Source organism: Methylophaga sp. SB9B, from assembly GCF_004832235.1.
Taxonomy (GTDB): Bacteria; Pseudomonadota; Gammaproteobacteria; order Nitrosococcales; family Methylophagaceae; genus Methylophaga; species Methylophaga muralis.
Genome location: NZ_SSXS01000002.1, coordinates 295,368 through 314,999, shown reverse-complemented (window position 1 = coordinate 314,999; position 19,632 = coordinate 295,368). Strand labels below are relative to the sequence as shown.

22 protein-coding genes are annotated in these 19,632 nt (G+C 47.4%); 11 read left to right on the top strand and 11 right to left on the bottom strand.

From position 1 onward, the window contains the following. The first annotated feature begins 6 nt into the window (after positions 1-6). From E8Q33_RS03645 to E8Q33_RS03635, 3 genes are read left to right on the top strand one after another with little or no spacing between them, the layout of a single operon-like run. Positions 7-648: an efflux RND transporter periplasmic adaptor subunit gene (locus E8Q33_RS03645; RefSeq protein ID WP_247869903.1), complete on the top strand. Its 642-nt coding sequence runs from the start codon at positions 7-9 to the stop codon at positions 646-648. After that, a complete protein-coding gene (locus E8Q33_RS03640; protein ID WP_211116080.1) occupies positions 648-3,734 on the top strand; it encodes an efflux RND transporter permease subunit in 3,087 nt (1,028 codons plus the stop codon). The genes E8Q33_RS03645 and E8Q33_RS03640 overlap by 1 nt, the downstream gene beginning before the upstream one ends. Further along, on the top strand, positions 3,731-4,060 hold the full coding sequence (locus E8Q33_RS03635; protein ID WP_136552860.1) for a DUF3240 family protein: 330 nt from the start codon (positions 3,731-3,733) through the stop codon (positions 4,058-4,060). Before E8Q33_RS03640 ends, E8Q33_RS03635 begins: the two co-directional genes overlap by 4 nt. A gap of 180 nt (positions 4,061-4,240) precedes the next feature. Here the strand turns inward: E8Q33_RS03635 and E8Q33_RS03630 are convergent, their stop codons facing one another. Further along, positions 4,241-4,531: a hypothetical protein gene (locus E8Q33_RS03630; RefSeq protein ID WP_136552858.1), complete on the bottom strand. Its 291-nt coding sequence runs from the start codon at positions 4,529-4,531 to the stop codon at positions 4,241-4,243. An 11-nt stretch (positions 4,532-4,542) separates the two neighbouring features. Beyond that, positions 4,543-5,325, bottom strand: coding sequence for a hypothetical protein (locus tag E8Q33_RS03625; RefSeq protein ID WP_136552857.1), 783 nt, complete (start codon positions 5,323-5,325; stop codon positions 4,543-4,545). A 240-nt stretch (positions 5,326-5,565) separates the two neighbouring features. On the opposite strand from E8Q33_RS03625, the gene E8Q33_RS03620 reads away from it, so the two are divergent. The 3 genes from E8Q33_RS03620 to E8Q33_RS03610 all read left to right on the top strand — a co-directional run bounded on the left by E8Q33_RS03620 (position 5,566) and on the right by E8Q33_RS03610 (position 8,001). Beyond that, the gene (locus E8Q33_RS03620) at positions 5,566-6,021 is read left to right on the top strand and encodes a DUF4112 domain-containing protein (RefSeq protein WP_136552855.1); all 456 of its coding nucleotides are present in this window, start codon (positions 5,566-5,568) and stop codon (positions 6,019-6,021) included. 107 nt (positions 6,022-6,128) lie between these two features. Continuing rightward, positions 6,129-7,064 carry a type 1 glutamine amidotransferase domain-containing protein gene (locus tag E8Q33_RS03615; protein WP_136552853.1) on the top strand — a complete coding sequence of 312 codons (936 nt, stop codon included), beginning with the start codon at positions 6,129-6,131 and terminating at the stop codon, positions 7,062-7,064. Beyond that, complete coding sequence (locus E8Q33_RS03610; RefSeq protein ID WP_136552851.1) at positions 7,009-8,001, top strand: alpha/beta fold hydrolase; 993 nt, start codon at positions 7,009-7,011, stop codon at positions 7,999-8,001. Before E8Q33_RS03615 ends, E8Q33_RS03610 begins: the two co-directional genes overlap by 56 nt. A 71-nt stretch (positions 8,002-8,072) precedes the next feature. Here the strand turns inward: E8Q33_RS03610 and E8Q33_RS03605 are convergent, their stop codons facing one another. Together E8Q33_RS03605 and E8Q33_RS03600 are read right to left on the bottom strand one after the other, a co-directional pair. After that, on the bottom strand, positions 8,073-8,615 hold the full coding sequence (locus E8Q33_RS03605) for a cytochrome b (RefSeq protein ID WP_136552849.1): 543 nt from the start codon (positions 8,613-8,615) through the stop codon (positions 8,073-8,075). 30 nt (positions 8,616-8,645) lie between these two features. Continuing rightward, the gene (locus E8Q33_RS03600; RefSeq protein ID WP_136552847.1) at positions 8,646-9,218 is read right to left on the bottom strand and encodes a hypothetical protein; all 573 of its coding nucleotides are present in this window, start codon (positions 9,216-9,218) and stop codon (positions 8,646-8,648) included. Positions 9,219-9,531: 313 nt separating this feature from the next. Here E8Q33_RS03600 and E8Q33_RS03595 point away from each other — a divergent pair, with 313 nt between their 5' ends. Genes E8Q33_RS03595 through E8Q33_RS03585 form a run of 3 tightly spaced genes read left to right on the top strand, consistent with a single transcriptional unit; the run spans position 9,532 to position 11,917 of the window. After that, positions 9,532-10,305, top strand: coding sequence for a 5-oxoprolinase subunit PxpA (locus tag E8Q33_RS03595; RefSeq protein ID WP_136552845.1), 774 nt, complete (start codon positions 9,532-9,534; stop codon positions 10,303-10,305). A gap of 2 nt (positions 10,306-10,307) precedes the next feature. Continuing rightward, positions 10,308-10,991 carry a 5-oxoprolinase subunit PxpB gene (pxpB, locus tag E8Q33_RS03590; protein WP_247869901.1) on the top strand — a complete coding sequence of 228 codons (684 nt, stop codon included), beginning with the start codon at positions 10,308-10,310 and terminating at the stop codon, positions 10,989-10,991. Beyond that, positions 10,988-11,917 (top strand): biotin-dependent carboxyltransferase family protein, encoded by a 930-nt coding sequence (locus tag E8Q33_RS03585; protein ID WP_136552841.1) that lies wholly within the window; start codon positions 10,988-10,990, stop codon positions 11,915-11,917. The genes pxpB and E8Q33_RS03585 overlap by 4 nt, the downstream gene beginning before the upstream one ends. An 85-nt stretch (positions 11,918-12,002) precedes the next feature. Here the strand turns inward: E8Q33_RS03585 and E8Q33_RS03580 are convergent, their stop codons facing one another. The 4 genes from E8Q33_RS03580 to E8Q33_RS03565 form a co-directional block, all read right to left on the bottom strand. After that, positions 12,003-12,872 carry a phosphoribulokinase gene (locus E8Q33_RS03580; protein ID WP_136552840.1) on the bottom strand — a complete coding sequence of 290 codons (870 nt, stop codon included), beginning with the start codon at positions 12,870-12,872 and terminating at the stop codon, positions 12,003-12,005. A gap of 46 nt (positions 12,873-12,918) precedes the next feature. Continuing rightward, entirely contained in the window at positions 12,919-13,197 is a 279-nt protein-coding gene (locus tag E8Q33_RS03575) for a hypothetical protein (RefSeq protein WP_136552838.1), read from the bottom strand. A gap of 79 nt (positions 13,198-13,276) precedes the next feature. Beyond that, a complete protein-coding gene (locus E8Q33_RS03570) occupies positions 13,277-13,639 on the bottom strand; it encodes a class II fructose-bisphosphate aldolase (protein WP_168800133.1) in 363 nt (120 codons plus the stop codon). 242 nt (positions 13,640-13,881) lie between these two features. Next, a complete protein-coding gene (locus E8Q33_RS03565) occupies positions 13,882-14,391 on the bottom strand; it encodes a DUF6653 family protein (RefSeq protein WP_136552835.1) in 510 nt (169 codons plus the stop codon). A 205-nt stretch (positions 14,392-14,596) separates the two neighbouring features. On the opposite strand from E8Q33_RS03565, the gene E8Q33_RS03560 reads away from it, so the two are divergent. Beyond that, a complete protein-coding gene (locus E8Q33_RS03560; protein ID WP_136552833.1) occupies positions 14,597-16,213 on the top strand; it encodes a methyl-accepting chemotaxis protein in 1,617 nt (538 codons plus the stop codon). Between the two features lie 103 nt (positions 16,214-16,316). On the opposite strand, the gene E8Q33_RS03555 is transcribed toward E8Q33_RS03560, so the two are convergent. The 3 genes from E8Q33_RS03555 to E8Q33_RS03550 all read right to left on the bottom strand — a co-directional run bounded on the left by E8Q33_RS03555 (position 16,317) and on the right by E8Q33_RS03550 (position 18,562). Further along, the gene (locus E8Q33_RS03555) at positions 16,317-16,748 is read right to left on the bottom strand and encodes an antibiotic biosynthesis monooxygenase (RefSeq protein ID WP_211116079.1); all 432 of its coding nucleotides are present in this window, start codon (positions 16,746-16,748) and stop codon (positions 16,317-16,319) included. Next, complete coding sequence (locus tag E8Q33_RS15560; protein ID WP_211116078.1) at positions 16,745-16,891, bottom strand: hypothetical protein; 147 nt, start codon at positions 16,889-16,891, stop codon at positions 16,745-16,747. Before E8Q33_RS15560 ends, E8Q33_RS03555 begins: the two co-directional genes overlap by 4 nt. Before the next feature lie 216 nt (positions 16,892-17,107). Further along, positions 17,108-18,562: a hypothetical protein gene (locus tag E8Q33_RS03550; RefSeq protein ID WP_247869900.1), complete on the bottom strand. Its 1,455-nt coding sequence runs from the start codon at positions 18,560-18,562 to the stop codon at positions 17,108-17,110. 236 nt (positions 18,563-18,798) lie between these two features. Between E8Q33_RS03550 and E8Q33_RS03545 the strand changes: the two genes are divergently transcribed. Then, the gene (locus E8Q33_RS03545; RefSeq protein ID WP_136552831.1) at positions 18,799-19,545 is read left to right on the top strand and encodes a glutaredoxin family protein; all 747 of its coding nucleotides are present in this window, start codon (positions 18,799-18,801) and stop codon (positions 19,543-19,545) included. Positions 19,546-19,632 lie beyond the last annotated feature (87 nt).

Below are 19,632 nucleotides of genomic sequence, written 5' to 3'. Positions count from 1 at the left end.
CAGGCGGTGTTCGCTGAACGCACTGCGCGATCACATCTGGCACAAGGCGGTTTCGATACAGCAAAACTCGAGGTGCTGCGAAAGCATGGATCAGGCCTGGGAGAATTCTATTTGGTTGCGCAGGAGGATGGCGTCCTGTCACAGCGCATGTATAACATCGGCAGCTATGTAGAGGCTGGGCAAATCATCGCTACGCTGAATGCAGGCACTCGCCGTTGGGCCAGCACTCATATTCCTGCCAAAGCAGCAGACGCATTGGAGATTGGCCATCAGCTGAGTATTGCTAACAGTGGCGAGACGTTGACCTTGCGCCAGAAGGATCTGGTCATCGACAGCAGTAATCAGACAATTAAGTTGCTGGCGGAGTTTAACGCCGATACTTCCTTCACCACGGGGCAGGTCTTATCTATTGTGCTGCCACCGGTCGGTAAGGGTGTGCTCATCCCTGACCGTGCGGTCGTGCATACTGGCGGTGAGACGATAATTTATGTGCGAACGGCCGCAGGGATTGAAGCACGTGCTCTGGAACTGCAATCTATCGGGGATGACTATCTGGCCTCCGAAGGCATTGCGGTTGGCGAGGAGATCGCCATTCAGGGCACGGCTGTTCTCAAGGGTATTCAACTCGGATTGGGTGGGACTGAGTAATGCTGTCTTCACTGATTCAATGGTCCCTCAGCCAGCGTCTGCTGGTCTTATTGCTGTCAATATTGTTGATTGGTTTTGGTGGTCGAGCACTGCTCAATATACCTATTGATGCCTTCCCCGATATTTCGCCGACACAAGTAAAGATCATCATCAAGGCGCCGGGAATGACCCCGGAAGAAGTAGAATCGCTTATTACGCAACCTGTTGAAGTGGAATTGCTGGGCATCCCGTTCCAAACCATGCTGCGCTCCATCTCCAAGTACGCACTGACCTCCATCACATTGGATTTTGAGGACGGTACCGACATCTACTGGGCTCGCCAACAGGTCACCGAACGACTCAGCAATGTCTGGGACAATCTACCCGGCGGCATCAGCGGTGGACTAGCGCCGATGAGCACACCACTGGGCGACATGTTTATGTTCACCATCGACAATCCATCCATGACCCTGGAGGAAAAGCGCTTCCTGCTGGACTGGACCATTCGTCCGGCGCTGCGTAACGTGCCTGGGGTTGCTGATGTGAACTCGCTCGGCGGCTTTGTTCGCACCTATGAAGTCAAACCTCTTCGCGAAGCCATGAGGGCAATGGGCGTTAACTTGCAGGATATCGCCGACGCACTCAGCGCCAACAACAAAAATGATGGTGCTGGACGGATTGATCAGGGAGAGGAAGTCATTCTGGTTCGCGTAGAAGGTGCGATTAACGGCTTTGAAGACATCAGCAATACCTATGTCGTAAACGCTGAGGGTGATCGCATTCCGCTAGCCGAAGTGGCACATATCACCACGGGGAGTATGGAGCGCTACGGCGCAGTTACGGCGGATGGTGGAGCAGAAGCAGTGCAGGGCCTGGTGATCGGGCTGCGTGGCGCCAATTCCCGTGAAGTTGTGCAAGGCGTTAAATCCAGGCTTCAGGCGTTGCAAGACACCTTACCAGAAGGCACACAGATCAGAGTTTTTTATGACCGTACGGTACTAATTGAAAGTGCCGTAGGTACGGTATCCTCTGCCCTTCTGGAAGCTGTGGTTTTGGTTATTATTCTGCTTGGTCTGTTCCTTGGCAATGTGCGTGCCGCACTCACTGTGGCTATCATCCTGCCCTTATCAGCCTTGTTCACATTTCTCATGATGGGAAATATGGGGATGTCGGCCAATTTGATGAGCCTGGGGGGCTTGGTTATCGCCATCGGTATGCTGGTGGATTCGTCTATCGTAATCGTCGAAAACATTGTCTCCTCACTTGCGCACCAGCGCGGCATACGACGATTGCCACATCTGCATATTATCTACCGTGCGGTGCGTGATGTGGCAGCACCTGTGACCTCCGGCATCATTATCATCGTCATCGTGTTCCTGCCGCTACTGACACTGGAAGGGCTTGAAGGCAAGCTTTTCGGCCCGGTAACGTTAACCATCGTCTTCGCACTGCTGGGATCGCTGCTGTTATCCCTGACATTGATTCCCGTCATTGCGTCATTCCTTGTCCGCTCCGATGCTCATGCCGAACCATGGCTGAGCCGGACCCTGGCAAAAACTTATGAACCTTTGCTGCGCAAGGCATTGCTGCATCCTGCCCTGGTTTTAGGAGCCGCAGGAGTATTGCTGGCTGCCAGCTTTGTGGTGTTTCCACTGGTTGGCAAGACCTTCATGCCTACTATGGATGAGGGTGACATTCTCATCCAGCTGGAAACAATTCCTTCGATCAGTCTCGAGGCAAACACTCGTATCGTGCTTCAGGTAGAACGTGCGATTCTTGATGAGGTTCCGGAAGTAGCACGCATCGTCTCACGTATCGGTTCAGATGAGATGGGCATGGATCCGATGGGACTAAACGAGACTGATATTTTCCTGCAGTTGCGTCCCGTCGAAGAATGGCGTGTCGCGACCAAGACAGAACTTGAACAGCATCTTCGCGAGGTCATGGATCGTTTCGTTGGGTTTAACTATGGATTTACACAGCCGATCGACATGCGTGTATCGGAGATGCTCACCGGCTCGCGTGGTGATGTTGCTATCAAACTGTTCGGTCCAGACCTGGACACCCTAAACTCCATCGCACAGCAGATCGCCACGCAAGTGGAAGCTATTCCCGGTGCTATTGATACCTTTGCAACACTTAATGAGGGCGCTCAATATCTGCAAGTGAGTATCGACCGCATCATGGCCGGGCGGCTGGGACTGGATGCTGATGCACTGCAGACCCGTCTGCGTGCGGAGATTGAAGGCGTCAACGTGGGCAATGTAATTGAAGGCAGCGCGCGTGTTCCCCTGATGTTGCGCTACGAAGCTATTGAAGGTGACGGCCTGACGCGTCTTAGCGACAGCTTTATTGACTTGCCTGATGGTGGCAAGATTCCGCTGTCAGAGATAGCAACCGTTGCCCGTGTCGAAGGCCCAATTATTATCTCCCGTGAATCCGGCCAGCGCTTCAGCGTGATCCGCACTGACGTAGCAGAACGTGATCTGGTGGGCTTTGTAGAAGAGGCACAGAAGCTGATCGCAGATAATGTCGAGATGCCGGATGGATATCGTTTGGAATGGGGCGGTGAGTTCGAAAATCAACAGCGCGCCGCCGCACGTCTAATGCTCGTGGTGCCACTTGCACTTGCATTGATCGCACTGTTGCTATTTTTGACGTTCCATTCCATTAAACAGACGCTAATCATTCTGTCTAACATTCCTTTTGCCCTGACAGGCGGACTAATCGGTTTGTGGCTGACCGGTGAGTTTCTATCTGTGCCAGCTTCGGTGGGATTCATCGCCCTGCTGGGTATTGCAGTATTGAACGGCGTGGTAATGATGACTTACTTCAATCAGTTACGAGCCAAAGGTCTGGATATTGCCACAGTAGTAACCGAGGGAGCACTTCGTCGGCTGCGTCCAGTGATGATGACAGCCACAATCTGTGCGTTCGGACTGGTGCCACTGTTACTGGCTACCGGCCCAGGATCGGAGATTCAGCGACCACTGGCGATCGTAGTGATCAGTGGACTGATAAGCTCCACACTGCTGACACTTTTTATGCTTCCGATCATTTATAAGGCATTTCATCGTCCCCTCAACAGCTCTGGAGACAGTGTATGAACACGTCAACGCATGAACAAACCGCCGAGGAAATCTGCATACTGATGCTCAACATTGCACCGGAGCTTGAGGAAGATCTGGTTGACTACCTGCTTTCCATTGAGCAGATTGTGGGCTTTAGCTCATACACAGTGTACGGACATGGTCAGCAGCATGGGCTTAGCGTGGCAGAGCAGGTCTCGGGGAGGCGCAAGCGTTCTCAATACGAACTGATTGTTAATGTGTCGACCATACCACTGATTCTCTCCGGTCTGGCCGAGGCAGTGGGACGTGATATCGTCTATTGGCAACAGCCTGTCAGTAATTTCGGCAGAATCGAATACTGATGGTGTTTATTTAACAAATAATGGTCAGTCAGTCCCCTTGAAATTCAATATCAATTTGGGCAACTTAGTAGCATGAAACCGAGCAATGTCACTACTGTGATATTCATAAACTTCATTGATATTTAAAGATAAAGGCGCAAAAAAGCGCCTTTTCAAAAGTGCAATTTTAAATTACCGAATTCATTCCTGCTTGATCAAATAAACATTTTTCAACCCTTTAGGTGACAGAGAACCATCCTCGTTAATGACCAAGACCTCTTCGTCCTCTTCACTCAACTCAATTAACACCTCGTCACCATCAACTCTATATTCATATTCCTGCATCTGACCTTTTTCACGAATCATGACTTTGCCATTCGGTTCAAACGTGAAGTGATAGATGCCAAGGTCATCTGTATAAGTGCCTTCAAGCCCTGAGCCGCAGGCTGTCAGCCAGAGAGAAAACAGACTAATAATAAGTATTTTTTTCATCTGCTTATTCCTTATAAAGTAGGTTTACTACTGCCAGCAAGTCTGGCTTCAGTCGCTTCCGTTTGCAGCTGTTCAACCCACTCCATGGATTTCAGGTTGGCTTTCACCCAGGTCGGGGCATCTATCATGGTGGCAGTGACTCTATTTGCGGGTGAATCAGGTTGCAACATGCCCATGTCATAGACCAGATATCCAGCACAATCATCAATACTGGTGAGCTTGGTATTTTGAAACCGATCCAGAAAATAACGTTTACCACTCGACAAAAAGATACCATTCATAATCTGATCAATATCCGGCATCATCACCAGATTGGTAGCGGCATAACAACTCTGTTTTCCCTCTGGAAACCACCAGACCAGTCGACTGCCGATAGTCTGGGGTTCACCATATTTCTCATTAAGGGCCGTCATGTATTGGCCTTTTGTGGTGGGATTATTACGCGTATTAATGGTCCGGATAATCGCCACGACTCTTGACTGTTCAGGCGGGGGTGAAAAAAACACATTGAAACTCTCCTGGTCCCGCCCTTTTTCTCCCATCACATCTTTTCCGGCCGTCACGCTATGCAGGAAGGACTCTGTTTTATGGACCTCTGCTCCGTCGTGGTACTGAAAATATTGATGTTGCTGCTGGATACTTTCCGGTTTTGCTCCGTGCGTTAATAGCGTCTGTTGCACTTCATCAAAACTCATCCCTAATTTAAGACCTACAATATCAAAATCGTCGGCGATTGCTGTTGTCATAAAACTAAAACAAAAAAAGCCGAACATTACTTTTTTGAGCTGTTTCATCCCACGCCCCCCATGCCATTCCTAGTGAATAAACAAATTTACTTTTAAGGTATTTATCCATAAAAGACAAGTACTTAAATCGTATTAAAATTCATGCTTACTGAAATTAAAAAACATTCCGGTAAAAAATGGTTAACTATCACTCAAAGGTGAATTAGTGAAACCTCAGTCACCATTGCGTTATCAGTTTTATCGTCAAGGCTTGAATGAGGTGATGCCAATGGAAAGGGATAGCGGGTCATGAAAACAAAAAGTCGCTTTATCGAACGTTTAAGTTGGTTTCTGGATGAGAGTATTCCCCTGCCCGGTGGCTATAGAATCGGTCTGGATGGTTTTATTGGTCTGATACCGGGTATCGGCGATTTTATTGGTGGACTGTTATCCAGCGTCATTATTTACAAAGCTCACCAACTGGGTGTGCCACGAATGATATTGGGCAGAATGATTATCAATATGGTGATCGACACGGTATTGGGTGCTATTCCTGTTGCTGGTGATGTATTTGACTTTGTCTGGAAAGCCAACAAGCGTAATGTCGTCTTACTGGACGATTATCAGCAACAACCCAAACAGGTTTACCGCAAATCATTGATTCAAAACATCTTGTTTATTGGATTATTACTGGGCATTCTGGTTCTACTGATTGTATTCATCAGCTGGATCATCGGACTGCTGATATCCGCAATCAATAACTAAACCATGAACGTATTTTGTTATAAGTAGTAACTGTTTTGCCGCGACCTGATTTCATTTAATAACAACGATAAAGCGGCTTATACTCAACCAGAGAGAGAGAACTTATCATGACAAATACCATCTATCGTTTTTTTAAGCCCTTGCTGTTTATCGTGTTAGGTATGCTGTCTCTGACAGCCATGGCCAGCGATAAAGTACTTATCGTCGTCACCAGCCATGGCTATATTGGTGAAGATGAAGCCTCCAGTAAAAAGGATACCGGTTACTTCCTGTCTGAAGTCACGCACCCGTATTACGAATTAAAAGCGGCCGGTTTTGAGATTGATATTGCCAGCCCTGAAGGGGGATTACCGCCAATGGATCCCGGTAGCTATAAATTATCGGATGATGACAACAAACGCTTTATGGAAACGCCCGAAGACTGGAGCAAAATGGAAACATCATTGCGACTGGAAGAGATCAAATCAGACGACTATGCTGCGATTGTGTTTGCCGGTGGGCACGGCACCATGTGGGACTTTCCGGACAATGCCGATATTCAACGTCTGACCAGAGAAATATATGAAAATAATGGTGTTGTGGCAGCGGTTTGCCATGGTCCGGCAGCGTTGGTGAATGTCACCTTGTCGGATGGCGAGTACCTGGTTGCCAATCGTGAGGTCAGCACCTTTACCAATATTGAAGAACGCATCGTCAGACTCTACAGTGATATGCCATTTTTACTGGAAACCCGCCTGGAACAACGCGGAGCTAATGTCAGCAAGTCATGGATTCCATTTATGGAAAAAGTCAGTGTTGATGAGCGTCTGGTCACAGGCCAAAACCGAACTCAGCCCGTACTATGGGCAGTGAGGTTGTGCAGTTACTGCAACAACGCTAAGTTCTCAGTCAGCTTCCATTTAAAATGCCCGCCTCGCGGGCATTTTGCTATTTGCATCGAACTCTCGGGCTCACAAGGGTCTATTGAATTTTTGGGAGAAAACAGCAATGTCCCGTTTTATTTACATAGTATTTTTCGTGGTTGCCTTTCCTGTTCTGGCTGAACAGAAAACCTACGGTCCGCAGCTGGAGGGGTTTAACTATCCTTTTCCGGTAAAAATATTTCGACTGGCCTCTCAGGGCCAGCAACTTGAAATGGCTTACATGGATATTCAACCTGAAAAACCTAGTGGAAGTACCGTCGTGTTACTGCATGGTAAAAACTTCTGCGCCGCCACCTGGGAAGGGACTATTCACTTTCTGACAGACAATGGCTACCGTGTTATCGCACCGGATCAGATCGGTTTTTGTAAATCCAGCAAGCCCGAACATTATCAGTTCAGTTTTCATCAACTCTCTGCCAATACCAGCGCCTTACTTGCTCAACTGGATATTGACAACTACATCATCATGGGCCATTCGATGGGTGGCATGCTGGCACCCCGTCATGCATTACTTAATCCTGAAAAGGTTGAACAATTGGTTATGGTCAATCCTATCGGTCTGGAAGACTGGCTGGCCAAAGGTGTGCCCTACCGTGAAATTGATGACTGGTATCAAGGTGAATTAACAACCAATGCCGACGGCATTCACCAATACCAGAAAAGTACTTATTACGCCGGAACCTGGGAACCGGGATATGATCGCTGGGTTAATATGCAGGCCGGACTATTTCAAGGTCCGGGGCAGGAAAGTGTCGCTTGGAATTCAGCGCTGACCTACGACATGGTACTGACTCAGCCGGTATTTTATGAATTCGGGAATCTGCCAGTGCCCACTCTGCTGCTGATTGGCGAAAAAGATAATACGGCGGTCGGTAAAAACCTGGCCCCGGAGGATAAGCGATCTGCACTTGGTAACTATTCTAAAATCAGCCGGGAAGTTGCAGACAGAATTCCGGATGCCACTTTAGTCACGTTTGAGGATTTAGGCCATTCACCCCAAATCCAGGATCCGGATCGATTTCATCAGGCGTTGATTGAACATTTGCAACAACCTTGAAAATTTCGATTGAGCTTGTCCGATAAAAAAAGGCCGCTTAGCGGCCCTTTCTGTTTCACGACGAGTGCTTATTACCAACGCATCATGCGTCTGATAATGCCGTCATTCCGGTAGGAATGGTAAATCGCCCCGCTGACATGCACCGCAATCAATGCCAGCAGAATCCATGCTGAATAGGTATGTAATTCACCCCAGAATTCATTCATATCTTCGTTGGCTTCAGCAATGCGTGGCAGCGTAAATAACCACCAAACAGTTGTATCCCACTTGGTATGTGCCGAAGAGAGATAACCACTGATACAGACAAAAAAGATAAGCCCGTAAATGGCAATGTGCGCCAGTATCGCTGACTTATGCATCCACGGTGTCATATCTTGTGCCGACGGTGGTGCAGGTGGATATTTAAATCGCATGTAAAGCATTACGATCAACAGTACTACCAGCGTCAAGCCGATGTTCTTGTGCAATTGGAACGGGAATGCCCGGAACTGCAGCTCTTCAGAGGGTAATGGCAGGCCCATCATCCACCAGCTGGAAATAAAGAGAAAAAATATTGAAACGGCCAGCAACCAGTGAAGGACAACGACCGCTCTGTTAAAACCTTGTCTTTGCATAATTATCTTCCAATTAATTATTTGTGAGAATCAGGCAACGTCGCGTTGGATGCGTGCCGCTTCGGTATGCCGACCTGCAATAGCGCCGACCAGTAACATCAAGTGCAGAAGGAACCACAGCAGGATGCTCCACAGGTACATATCCCGCAATAAAGGCCCTGTCATCACCACAGCAGCAAACTGCAGCAAATCAACTGCCGCCAGTCCGATAAACACTGCGATGGCGGCCGTCGTAGACCACGGGGTGTAATTCACTAATGCCCCACCAATGATGACTGAGGCAAACGCAAGTGATGTACCGACTAAAGCCAGTTTCATCATCGTGTCGGGAAACCAGTCGGGGGTAGACTGTGCAATACCTTGAACATAATCAACAAGAAATTCACACTGCTCTAGCGTGATACCTTCTTCATCAAGCTCACCTAAAGGACAATCGGCTTCAGGCATTACCCCCGAAACCGGCATATTTGAGGTCATAACAGATTGTTTCATTAACTCTGTACCATGCATCGCCGTCAGAAAGACGCCTAGCATGATCGCCACTACGCCAAGAATACTGGCCCAGTTAGGCGTCGAACTATTATTTAGATCGTTGGATACCATAAGCACCTGCCCTTGATTGTTATCAATTAATTATTTTCGAACAGAAAACAGCCCATCGTTTTGACGTTAGCTACTCTCTCCTGGCAAACGCTTGGCTTGATATTAATCACACTTGTTCAGTTTTTTATGATGCTGACGCCAAGCGAATAAACCTGTGACAAATCGGTTTTTTTATAAGTTCATGCCGCAGGAATTACCTCGCTAAATAAGCAAACCACCTATTAAATGTTATTTCTAACCAAGACTTAATTTCTGTCACTAAAATAAGCGTGTATCCTTTACCTACCGTTTAATTTGCTGAACATGCCAAGCCATGAACCAACGCCAGCCCCCAATCAAAAAACTGCTGCTTAATTGTGATATGGGCGAAAGTCTTGGACCGTGGTCAATGGGGATGGATGAGCAGGTGATGCCCTTGGTGGACATGGCCAATATCGCCTGTGGTTTTCATGCTTCCGATCCGCTCACCATGACGCGGACGGTGCTGTTAGCAAAACAATCCCAAACTCAGATTGGCGCCCATCCAAGTTATCCGGATCTGATTGGTTTTGGCCGTCGCAGTATGCAATGCACACCTCTGGAAATTATCTCGATGGTGCAATATCAGATTGGTGCACTGGATGGAATTTGCAGGGCACATGACAGCCATGTAAGTTACGTCAAACCGCATGGTGCGCTCTACAACGATATGATGCGTGATGCCGATATTCTGCGAGCAGTATTGGAGGCGATAGCGTCCTACGATAGCAATCTGCCCTTAATGGTTCTGGCATCAACTGATAATCGCAAAACCGAATCCATTGCGGCCGAGTTTGGTATCAAATTACTATTCGAAGCCTTTGCTGATCGGGCTTATGAAAATAACGGTCTGTTACGTCCGCGAAATCAGGAAGGCGCTGTGTTTCGTTCGGAGCAGCAAATCCTTGAACAGGCGTTATTACTGGCCACCGAAGGCAGCGTCATCAGCCGCAATGGTCAGCGATTGAAGCTCGATGCCGATACGCTATGCGTCCATGGCGATAATGCCGAATCCGTTAAGGCCGTTCGACATATCCGTAATACGTTCAACAAACTATACCGCTGCTGATCATGTTTCAGATTGAACAGGCAGGCCCTGACGCAGTATTGATTCGCTTTGGTGAACAGATAAACACCGATCTGGTGCCCGTGATTCGCGCCGCGACTAAACGGCTGCATAAAGAATTACAGGAAGAAATTCGGGGCCTTGTACCGAGCTATACTACGTTAATGCTCTGTTACGACCCACGGAAAAATGACTTTCCAGGCATCCAGGATAAAATTCAGCAACACCTTTCAAACTTGAATACCAACCATGCTGAAATGGGCAAATTGATTGAAATTCCGGTTTGGTATCACCCTGATATCGGACCTGATTTGCACCATGTGGCCGACTTTCATCAGATCAGCATTGATGAAGTCATTCAACGCCATAGTGACACCATCTATCAAATTTTTGCCATCGGTTTTGCACCGGGATTTGCTTATATGGGCAATGTCTCCAATCAACTCGCTACACCAAGACTGAAAACGCCCCGCCCCAATGTCATTGCTGGTTCGGTAGCGATTGCCGATCAACAAACAGCGGTATACCCCATTAACACACCCGGCGGTTGGAACATTCTGGGGCGTACCACCATGAAAATGTTTGATCGGCAAAGTCCAAAATTATGCCCTGTGTTACCAGGTGATCGAGTGCAATTTATCCCGGTCAGTAAGGCTGAATTTCTGCTGGCAGGCGGTCAGCTGGAATGAAGCAGCAGGGTTTAAAAGTCCTCAAACCCGGCATCCTGACGCTGGTGCAGGACTTGGGCCGCTTTGCCTATCAACATATTGGCCTCTCCCCCGGCGGTGCAGCTGATGAACATGCGTTTTTATGGGCCAATCGCTTATTGGATAACCGGCCCAATCACCCAGCGCTGGAAATTTGCTTTGGTGGCTTGCAACTTGAAGCATTAACCAATACCAATATCGCCATCACCGGCGCTGATATGCAGGCCAGCATTAATGGCGAGCCTTTGGAAAACTGGCAAACACACCCAATAAGCACCGGCGATATACTCAGCTTTGCTCATGCCAAATCAGGTATCCGCAGCTATCTGGCGATACAGGATGGTTTTCAGTTTGAGCCATGCTTCGGGTCTGTTGCCACGGTGATGCGCGAAAAAATGGGGGGCATTGATGGCGATGGTAATCCCTTAAAAGCAGATGACTTTTTACCGTGCAGTCAAAACCGACCCAGATTAAAAACCCATGTTCCGCCGTTATTTATCCCGGATTATCAACAACCTTTAATTCTCAGTGTGATTCCCACCGACCAAACCGATCACTTTGATATAGCAGAACAGGAAAAGCTCTATCACTGGACCTATCGCATTTCGATGCACAGTAATAACATGGGGATCCGGCTTGAAGGCGAACCGATTATTCCCAATGTACAAGGCATTATTTCCGAAGGCATTGCCTATGGCACTATTCAGCTGCCCCCGGATGGTCAGCCAATTATCCTGCTCAAAGATCGCCAGACCATGGGCGGCTATCCCAAACTGGGTACCTTGTTTGTGCTCGATGCTTTTTTACTGGCGCAACAGCAAGCCAATACCGAAGTGAGATTTACACAGATTTCGCTGGAAGAAGCTCAGGAAAAACTACGTTATTTCTATCGTTTTTTTGGTGTGTAAATTTTAAGTCGATAAAAATTCATAACGTTTCTTAATCCAAATCTTCCTGACTGAAACGCTCTCTTGATCGACCTTTACAAGGACTTTAACCACGCTTGCGTTTCTCCATTATCCTATCGACGAACGGTGTCAGAATGATTTCCATCGCCAGGCCCATTTTTACGCCGGGCACCACCATATTATTGGGACGTGACATAAACGAATCTTTCAACATTGACAGGTAATAGGGGAAATCCGCCATCTCAGGGTTCTTGAAGCGAATCACGCAGAGGCTTTCATCAGCCGACGGGATTTCGCGCATTACAAACGGGTTGGAAGTATCGATTAGCGGCACCCGCTGGAAGTTGATATGGGTACGCGAAAATTGTGGCGTAATATGATGAATATAATCCGGCATCCGTTTGAGGATGACGTCTACCACGGCATCCTGCGAATAGCCACGATTGGCGCAGTCACGTTTGATTTTCTGAATCCATTCGATATTGATAACCGGGACCACACCAATCAACAGATCGGTGTACTGGGCAATATTGACCTCATCAGTGACAACACCACCATGCAACCCCTCATAAAACAGTAAATCGCTGTCATTATCGATTTCTTTCCACTCAGTAAACGTACCAGGTGGTCGGTTATATCTGGCCGCTTCACACTGATCATGAATGTAGTGACGTTTTTCACCACGCCCACTCTCAGAATAGGTCTGGAACAGTTGCTCCAATTTATCCAGACAGTTTGCTTCCGGCCCGAAGTGGGTCAGCGAGCGGCCTTCTGTTTCGGCTTTGATAATTTCAGCAAGCATTTCTTCACGGGTATATTTGTGAAAGCTATCGCCCTCAATAACGGCGGGTTTGATATTCGCCCGGCGAAAGATATCTTCAAAAGCATGTTTTACGGTTGATGTACCGGCTCCTGAAGAACCTGTAACAGCAATAATAGGATGGGAAACAGACATTTAAGCCTTCTCCTTGGAGAGCGTATTGGGGACGGATTTGACTTGCTTACGAGTACAATTTCCGGTCTAGGTAGCCAGTCCACGAGAAGGAATCGACCAGGATGTCATTGGCAATGATATCGGGCTGATATTGGATTTCACCCTGAACAGTGGTTGAGTTCGAGTCGCCCAACATGCCAGTAATGACGACTCGACCAACCTTAAGAGAAAGGTGTTTACATGCTGTTGCCAATTCGTTTTGTAACAGACTTAAATAGCCCGACTCATCAGGCAGCGATTGCTGCAGTTCAGCGATGAACGGGGTTAAGGTTTTATGTGTGCTCATTTATCGCTCCAAATTCTGCGAAATAACAATGAATGGTTTCATGACCTTAAATTGTCGGATTGTTGGTTGTTGCTATGCGCTAGGCATGCTCTCCTATGGTGTATTTGTTTATCTTCAGGCAATGACCATCCATCATTATCAAGCTGAAACTTGCCTGAATTACCCTGGCCCCGACAGCCGGTAATGCACCGTAAACTCGATGCATAGCAACGGAAATACGGGAATAGCTTTCAATGACCACGCGAAACAAGTGGCGGATAAAAGGGTTGCCAGTATGCTTTCTGGCACTCTCAGAATTTTGATTGACAGTCGGGCTGCCACACGGATCTGCTGTCTGCATATCAGCCTGCAGCTGTTCCAGGGTATTAACGTAGAAAACTGCAACTGTAAATTGATGCTCTGCGGCATAACCACGCAGTTGTCGTAATAATTGTAATGCCAAAATATTCATCCTTTCGATTTGCAATTCCATCGGCGGAAAAGCGTGTCACTGATGACCCGTTATTTATGGTTTTTTAATCTAGACCAGCAACGCAATAAATAAAAGACATAAATATTTATGGACGGCATAAACAAAATTTATGGTTCAAGTCGTAACGACTTTTTCATGGCAACACAGGATAGCGTGATCGGCTCCCCTAAACTCGGCACCTTGTTTGTGCTGGATACCTTTTATTGGCTCTGCTAATACTCCCAGCTGCGATAAAGTTCGTTCGCTTCCTTCATATCCTCGTAAAGCCAGACCATTCGATCCAGGAACCAGCTTTTACCAAGATAGGCCAAAGACACACCCAGAATCGCGCCCCAGACAGAAAAATAGACAGTAGCCCAGACCGCTAACAGCAAGCCTGTGAAGGAAATACCATTAAGAAAACCATGTAATGGAATGGTATGCCGATCCGGTATTGGAACCGTATCCCGGTTTAAATAAACGCGCTCGCCCAGAACGGCTTTTGATGCCCAGTTTTTGGTAGATTTCGGTTTTTTGAACAAGATAGGATTGAAAAATAACCACAGAAGCGATGCCAGCCCTGGTACCAAACACCACCAGCCAATCCACTCCCTGCTCCAGAACGCAATGACGATAAAAGGAAGCACAGAATATCTTGTCCAGACACTCACGGGATTGGCGTGTCGCATCCAGTTTTCATCATCAAGCTTAAAAATCCCGGCAATTTTCCGTTCCAATGTCATGTCGTATTACCTCTGGGTAAGTAAAAGTTTTTTTTTAAGATTTAGCTTTGCCTTGAAAGATGAATAAACGTCCGCTTGAGAGTGCGAAGTATGATATTCGGTTTCAAAAATCAAACAGGTAAACCACAAGCAATTTAATGGTAGCCGTCATCGTAATGTCATAACAAATCTGCATCATGATTTCCCATTTGTATGTGGTGGTGTGATGCTTAAAACGGTTCGCAGCAGGATTCTGTTCTTTTCTTCTTTCTCTGTCTTTGCGCTCTCAGCGCTGGCATTTTTGTCCTGGTCAATCATTGGAAAGGCGCAAAATTCCGCTGAACAACTTATCCAAAACAGCCTGACTGAATCCTGGTTATTGACTGATTTGGAACAGGATCTCCGTCACTTGCAAGATCTCTCATTTAAAACCAAGGCTCAGTTACTGCTATGGAGTGAAATTAACCAGCAATTTGAAGTGCTTTCACAATCAATCCCTGCCAAATTGCATGCGATTGAGCAAAATCCACAACTACGTAACTGGTACAACGAAAGCACCGATCTTCGCGAACCGCTGGCGGCTTATCTTGACGAACTGGGCGCAGGAATCGCCGAGCAGAGCTATTATCAGGCGGGGAAAACCGTGGATTTCTCCCTCTTTCCGGTGCTGTCCCCCCTGCTGGAAAAAATAAATATCCGCAAGGAAACCAGTCGCAACCATATCTCCCAGGACTCAGATGAACTGCTAAATTATCTTGGCCGGCAACAGGTTTCATTGATCAGCGGCTTCATATTTTTTCTGACCGTAATTGTGTTGATGACCTTCTGGTTAAGAAAAACCGTTATTTTCCGGCTGCAACGCATCGAGCAGGATATTCAGGCAATGGATAAAAATTCGGATCTGGCCACCCCACCGACTCTGGCTGGTTCCGACGAAGTAGCTGGTGTGGCGACCGCTTTGATTCGACTGGTAGGCCGATTTGAGGGATTTATTGGCGATATCAGAAATGCCTCGAAAATCGTGAATGAGCGTTCCGATCACCTTGATAGCCAGGCAAGAGAACTGGAGTCCGCATCCCGAACGACACATGATCATATTCAGGAAGTCACCCTGTCGATGCAGGCAATGGCCGAACAGGCTTTTACAATTGAAACATCAACGCATGACTCAACTGAGACCCTTCGATCTGCCGTAACAGCGAATGCTGTTATTCAATCAGGCCTCAAAAAAAGCGAAATGGCGGCAGATAATACCGTTGAAGTGATTGCAAGAGTGACGAGCTCAATACAAGAACTAACAGAATCAACCTCAAAAATTGAAAAAGTCATTAGCGTCATCGCCGAAATAGCTGAACAAACCAATCTGCTGGCGCTTAATGCAGCCATTGAAGCCGCCAGAGCTGGCGAACATGGTCGAGGATTTGCCGTTGTTGCCGACGAAGTGCGAACTCTTTCGCAGCGCACCACCGACTCTACGGGACAAATTCGGCAATGGGTACATGATCTGATTCAGGTTGTGGAAGCCGTTGATGACCAAATCACAGAAATGAAACATGCCGGGGATGGCAATCGCCACACTTTAAACGAACTTAAAGAACAGCTTGCCACCATGAATCACTGGTTTGCCGATTTAGAGCAACGGACAACAACCATTAACCAAGCCCTTTCAATGCAACGAGAAGAGATTGACCGGGTCGGTTTGCGATTCGCAACACTTGATAATCATGCATCAACCGTCAGTGAAACCATCGCTGGCAGCAGAGCCATCAGTATCGCATTGAAAACCGAAGCGAATTCGATGAACAACCTCACCGCACGCTTTCGGACTTCTTTTGATAGTTAAAAAACGGGCCGGGCAACGAGATTAATTATTGGGAGGCGGTGTAAAAATCTAACACGTTTCGATTCTTACACGGCCTCAAATTTACCTGTGGCGCAATTCTTATTTAACAACCACGGAACAGCCAGGCATGAATGAGCTTGGTATAGCGTGGCATCACCACATAGACCATCAGCAATACGGCAATGCCGGTGATGATCAGGGTATCCAGATAATGGTTGTCAGGCAGCCCCAGCTGGTGAAGTGGCAGTAGCAGAAACGGCAATATCAATACCAGCGGATAGATAGCCGACCAGGTGACCAATGCCTGTTTCCAGCGAATGGGCACTTTGGTATTCGCTTGCTCCGGGGTAAACCAGAAATCCAGCCCGCTATTGATATAAAAATCATCGCCTTTGACCAGCAATGGTGACACTTTCGCTATCAACTCACTGCGTTTGGCCGACTCCATCCAGCCACGCAAATGTGACTGCGTATCAAAGCGGATAATGATCGTGTAGGTTTCGGTCAACCCCGCAATGGGACGGATAACGTTCAAATCCAGATGCCCCGGGCACTTTTAGATTGCGGGGCAATTTCATTTAGCCAGGCTTCATACTCGGCGTGTTTGTCCTTATCAACCTGATGGGTAATCACCGCCGTCGCGCCCTCGGTTATCGGATCCACACGCTTTTGTTGCATAACTCACTTCCTAAAAATTAAAAAAACTGGACAAACGCTTTAGCCATAAAATATCAAGGCCTGCGTTTTTTATAAAATTCTATCGTAGATATCAAAATGATTTAGGGCCAGTGCAAACATATTGAGTGTTTACACTGACCCTAAATATTAAGCTGATGCCGGAACCAAACCCTAAGTCATAATCGACCTGCTGTTAGTTCGGTCCTTCGTCGATTGTTACCCCAACAGGCGTGCCCGACCAGCCCACAGTCCAAAAAGACCGAAAGCGAAAAGCGGCAATGCCGCTGGTAATGGCACCGGATTCAACTGACTTGCGAGTTGTGCGGTAGAAAAAGTGCCATCATTGCCAAAGGTCCAGGAAGAGAAGTTTTTAAATTGTCCAGAGAACAGTTCATTACTCGCGATCCCAAAGGACATGTATATCAGCGTGTCAGTGATATCAAATGACAAAATATTGGACAGCGAAAAGTCATTAAAGAAAACGCTGTTATTGCCCTGGCCTCCGTCAAAGAAGCCGGTGCTGAGCATTCCTGAGGTCAGCCCTTCTATGATCAGGTTGTCATCGCCGGCACCAAAGATAACATCACCAATAATCTCGCTGTTGCCAGTCAATAACAGGCTGCTGTTACCCTGATTAGGTGCAAACTGGATAGCTGTGCCCGACCGGCCATTCAGAGTGCCGCTGTTCTCAATGGTGATCTCTGAGGTACTTGCCTCATCCATACCAATCGCACGCACACCTTCGATATAGCCTTCGTTAACGATGGTCAATGGACCAGCGTCGCGCACCTCACCCTGTGTGGGCTCGAACAGTGCGTCCACATCGATGCCACTGCCGCCATTCAATGGATCACTTGCAGACCCAGTAGAGACAATCACACCAGTGGCATGGTTATGCACTCTGCCCTCATCAATGTCGATCCCGTCATCGGTGCCAAGAATCACACCATAGTTATCTGCCGTCCCGCTGGCGAATTGCACGCCGTCTTCATCGTCAGTGGCACCGGCATTCGTCCAGGTCTTTGTGTCCGCATCCCAAGACAACCCGTTCAGGGCGACAGTGCCACGGTTTTCAAGAGTGAAATTCTCACGTGCTTCAATGACTTCCTCGCCACCACGAAGCGTACCGTGGTTAATCACGGTGCCACCCGCTCCACGACTCTGGATGGCGCGCCCATCAGTACTTTGGATCAGACCGTAGTTGGTGATATGAGCATTTTCCAGTTCAGCGTCATTGTCCAACCTGACAGCCTGATTTTCTGCAAAGATTTTCCCGCTTTCCCGGTTAATCAATGTGAAATTATCTGCATCGTCCTGAAGACGGATACCGCGGTCACCGCCACGAATGGTGCCGGAATTGTCAATTGTCAGATTCGCGCCCTTGCCGCGAATCGCATCATCATTGCCGCTTTCAATCAGGCCCTGATTGTTGACAGACTGATTCGAACCTTCCAATTGAACCGGACGCCCGTTCGCACGGATAATCTCTGCATCACTCTCGATGGTTACGGACAGATTATTTCGTTTGTCATTGATATTGCCACTGCTTGTCGCGTTACAGAGCAGCGTCGGTGAATCAGCAGCGCCGCCCGGAATACAAGTTGCTGCCATAACGGGCACGTTGGCCAAAGCCAGTGCTGAAGCGAAAATTAATTTGTGTGTATGTCTCACGTTACCTCCAAGTCTGAACATTGATATCAGAAATGAAGGTAGTGGGTTTTTATGACAACTCTATTAATTTTGAAATTAATGTGAACTAAAGCGCTAAAAATAAATTATTGATGTGGTAGGCCATAGAGAATTAAACAGTCTCTATACGAGTTTGTTGAATTGAACTTAAAAAACGAAATAACGTACGATGATGATAAGAAATTGTTTGAAAGTGCCTATTTCATAAGGAGAAACAGATGTCGACTGATTCTGCAAAACAAGCCACGCTCTATCGTATGGTGATGGAAAAGCACCTCTGCCCTTTTGGCTTAAAATCGTTAGATCTACTTGAACGTGAAGGTTATACCATCGAGGATAATTGGCTGACATCACGCGAACAGACCGACGCTTTTAAAGAAAAACATCATGTTGATACCACACCACAAACGTTTATTAACGGCGAGCGGATTGGCGGGTATGACGATTTACGGCGTCACTTCGGCAAAAAGGTAAAAGCCAAAAACGAAACCAGTTATCAGCCGGTAATGGCTGTATTCGGAGTTGCAGCTCTGCTTGCCTTAGCTATTAGCTGGATGATGAGCGGAAGCCTATTCACTCTCCGGAGTGTGGAATTGTTTATCGCCATCAGCATGTGCATCCTCGCATTGCTCAAATTACAAGATGTTGAAAGCTTCTCGACCATGTTTCTCAATTACGACCTGCTGGCCCGAAAAGTGGTGCGTTACGCTTATGTGTATCCCTTTGGTGAATTACTGGCGGGTGTGCTGATGGTAGCGGGAGCAATGTTGTGGTTAGCCATCCCGGTGGCTCTAATTATCGGGTCTATCGGCGCGGCATCCGTTTTTAAAGCCGTTTATATTGATAAACGCGAACTGAAATGTGCCTGTGTTGGCGGAGGCAGCAATGTACCACTGGGATTCGTCTCTCTCACCGAAAATCTGATGATGATAGCGATGGGATTATGGATGATTAGGTACCTTTGAAGCCGTGGCATGTGACCAGCAGCCATAACCACACATATCAAATAATCATGATAAGCCGAAAAACGTTATGCCCAATAAACAAAGGTG

What these genes read in the sequence shown, in the direction of transcription:
- E8Q33_RS03640 (WP_211116080.1), top strand. Translation starts at nt 648, where the DNA reads ATGCTGTCTTCACTGATTCAATGGTCCCTCAGCCAGCGTCTGCTGGTC.
- E8Q33_RS03635 (WP_136552860.1), top strand. Translation starts at nt 3,731, where the DNA reads ATGAACACGTCAACGCATGAACAAACCGCCGAGGAAATCTGCATACTG.
- E8Q33_RS03630 (WP_136552858.1), bottom strand. Translation starts at nt 4,531, where the DNA reads ATGAAAAAAATACTTATTATTAGTCTGTTTTCTCTCTGGCTGACAGCC.
- E8Q33_RS03625 (WP_136552857.1), bottom strand. Translation starts at nt 5,325, where the DNA reads ATGAAACAGCTCAAAAAAGTAATGTTCGGCTTTTTTTGTTTTAGTTTT.
- E8Q33_RS03620 (WP_136552855.1), top strand. Translation starts at nt 5,566, where the DNA reads ATGAAAACAAAAAGTCGCTTTATCGAACGTTTAAGTTGGTTTCTGGAT.
- E8Q33_RS03615 (WP_136552853.1), top strand. Translation starts at nt 6,129, where the DNA reads ATGACAAATACCATCTATCGTTTTTTTAAGCCCTTGCTGTTTATCGTG.
- E8Q33_RS03610 (WP_136552851.1), top strand. Translation starts at nt 7,009, where the DNA reads ATGTCCCGTTTTATTTACATAGTATTTTTCGTGGTTGCCTTTCCTGTT.
- E8Q33_RS03605 (WP_136552849.1), bottom strand. Translation starts at nt 8,615, where the DNA reads ATGCAAAGACAAGGTTTTAACAGAGCGGTCGTTGTCCTTCACTGGTTG.
- E8Q33_RS03600 (WP_136552847.1), bottom strand. Translation starts at nt 9,218, where the DNA reads ATGGTATCCAACGATCTAAATAATAGTTCGACGCCTAACTGGGCCAGT.
- E8Q33_RS03595 (WP_136552845.1), top strand. Translation starts at nt 9,532, where the DNA reads ATGAACCAACGCCAGCCCCCAATCAAAAAACTGCTGCTTAATTGTGAT.
- pxpB (WP_247869901.1), top strand. Translation starts at nt 10,308, where the DNA reads ATGTTTCAGATTGAACAGGCAGGCCCTGACGCAGTATTGATTCGCTTT.
- E8Q33_RS03585 (WP_136552841.1), top strand. Translation starts at nt 10,988, where the DNA reads ATGAAGCAGCAGGGTTTAAAAGTCCTCAAACCCGGCATCCTGACGCTG.
- E8Q33_RS03580 (WP_136552840.1), bottom strand. Translation starts at nt 12,872, where the DNA reads ATGTCTGTTTCCCATCCTATTATTGCTGTTACAGGTTCTTCAGGAGCC.
- E8Q33_RS03575 (WP_136552838.1), bottom strand. Translation starts at nt 13,197, where the DNA reads ATGAGCACACATAAAACCTTAACCCCGTTCATCGCTGAACTGCAGCAA.
- E8Q33_RS03565 (WP_136552835.1), bottom strand. Translation starts at nt 14,391, where the DNA reads ATGACATTGGAACGGAAAATTGCCGGGATTTTTAAGCTTGATGATGAA.
- E8Q33_RS03560 (WP_136552833.1), top strand. Translation starts at nt 14,597, where the DNA reads ATGCTTAAAACGGTTCGCAGCAGGATTCTGTTCTTTTCTTCTTTCTCT.
- E8Q33_RS15560 (WP_211116078.1), bottom strand. Translation starts at nt 16,891, where the DNA reads ATGCAACAAAAGCGTGTGGATCCGATAACCGAGGGCGCGACGGCGGTG.
- E8Q33_RS03545 (WP_136552831.1), top strand. Translation starts at nt 18,799, where the DNA reads ATGTCGACTGATTCTGCAAAACAAGCCACGCTCTATCGTATGGTGATG.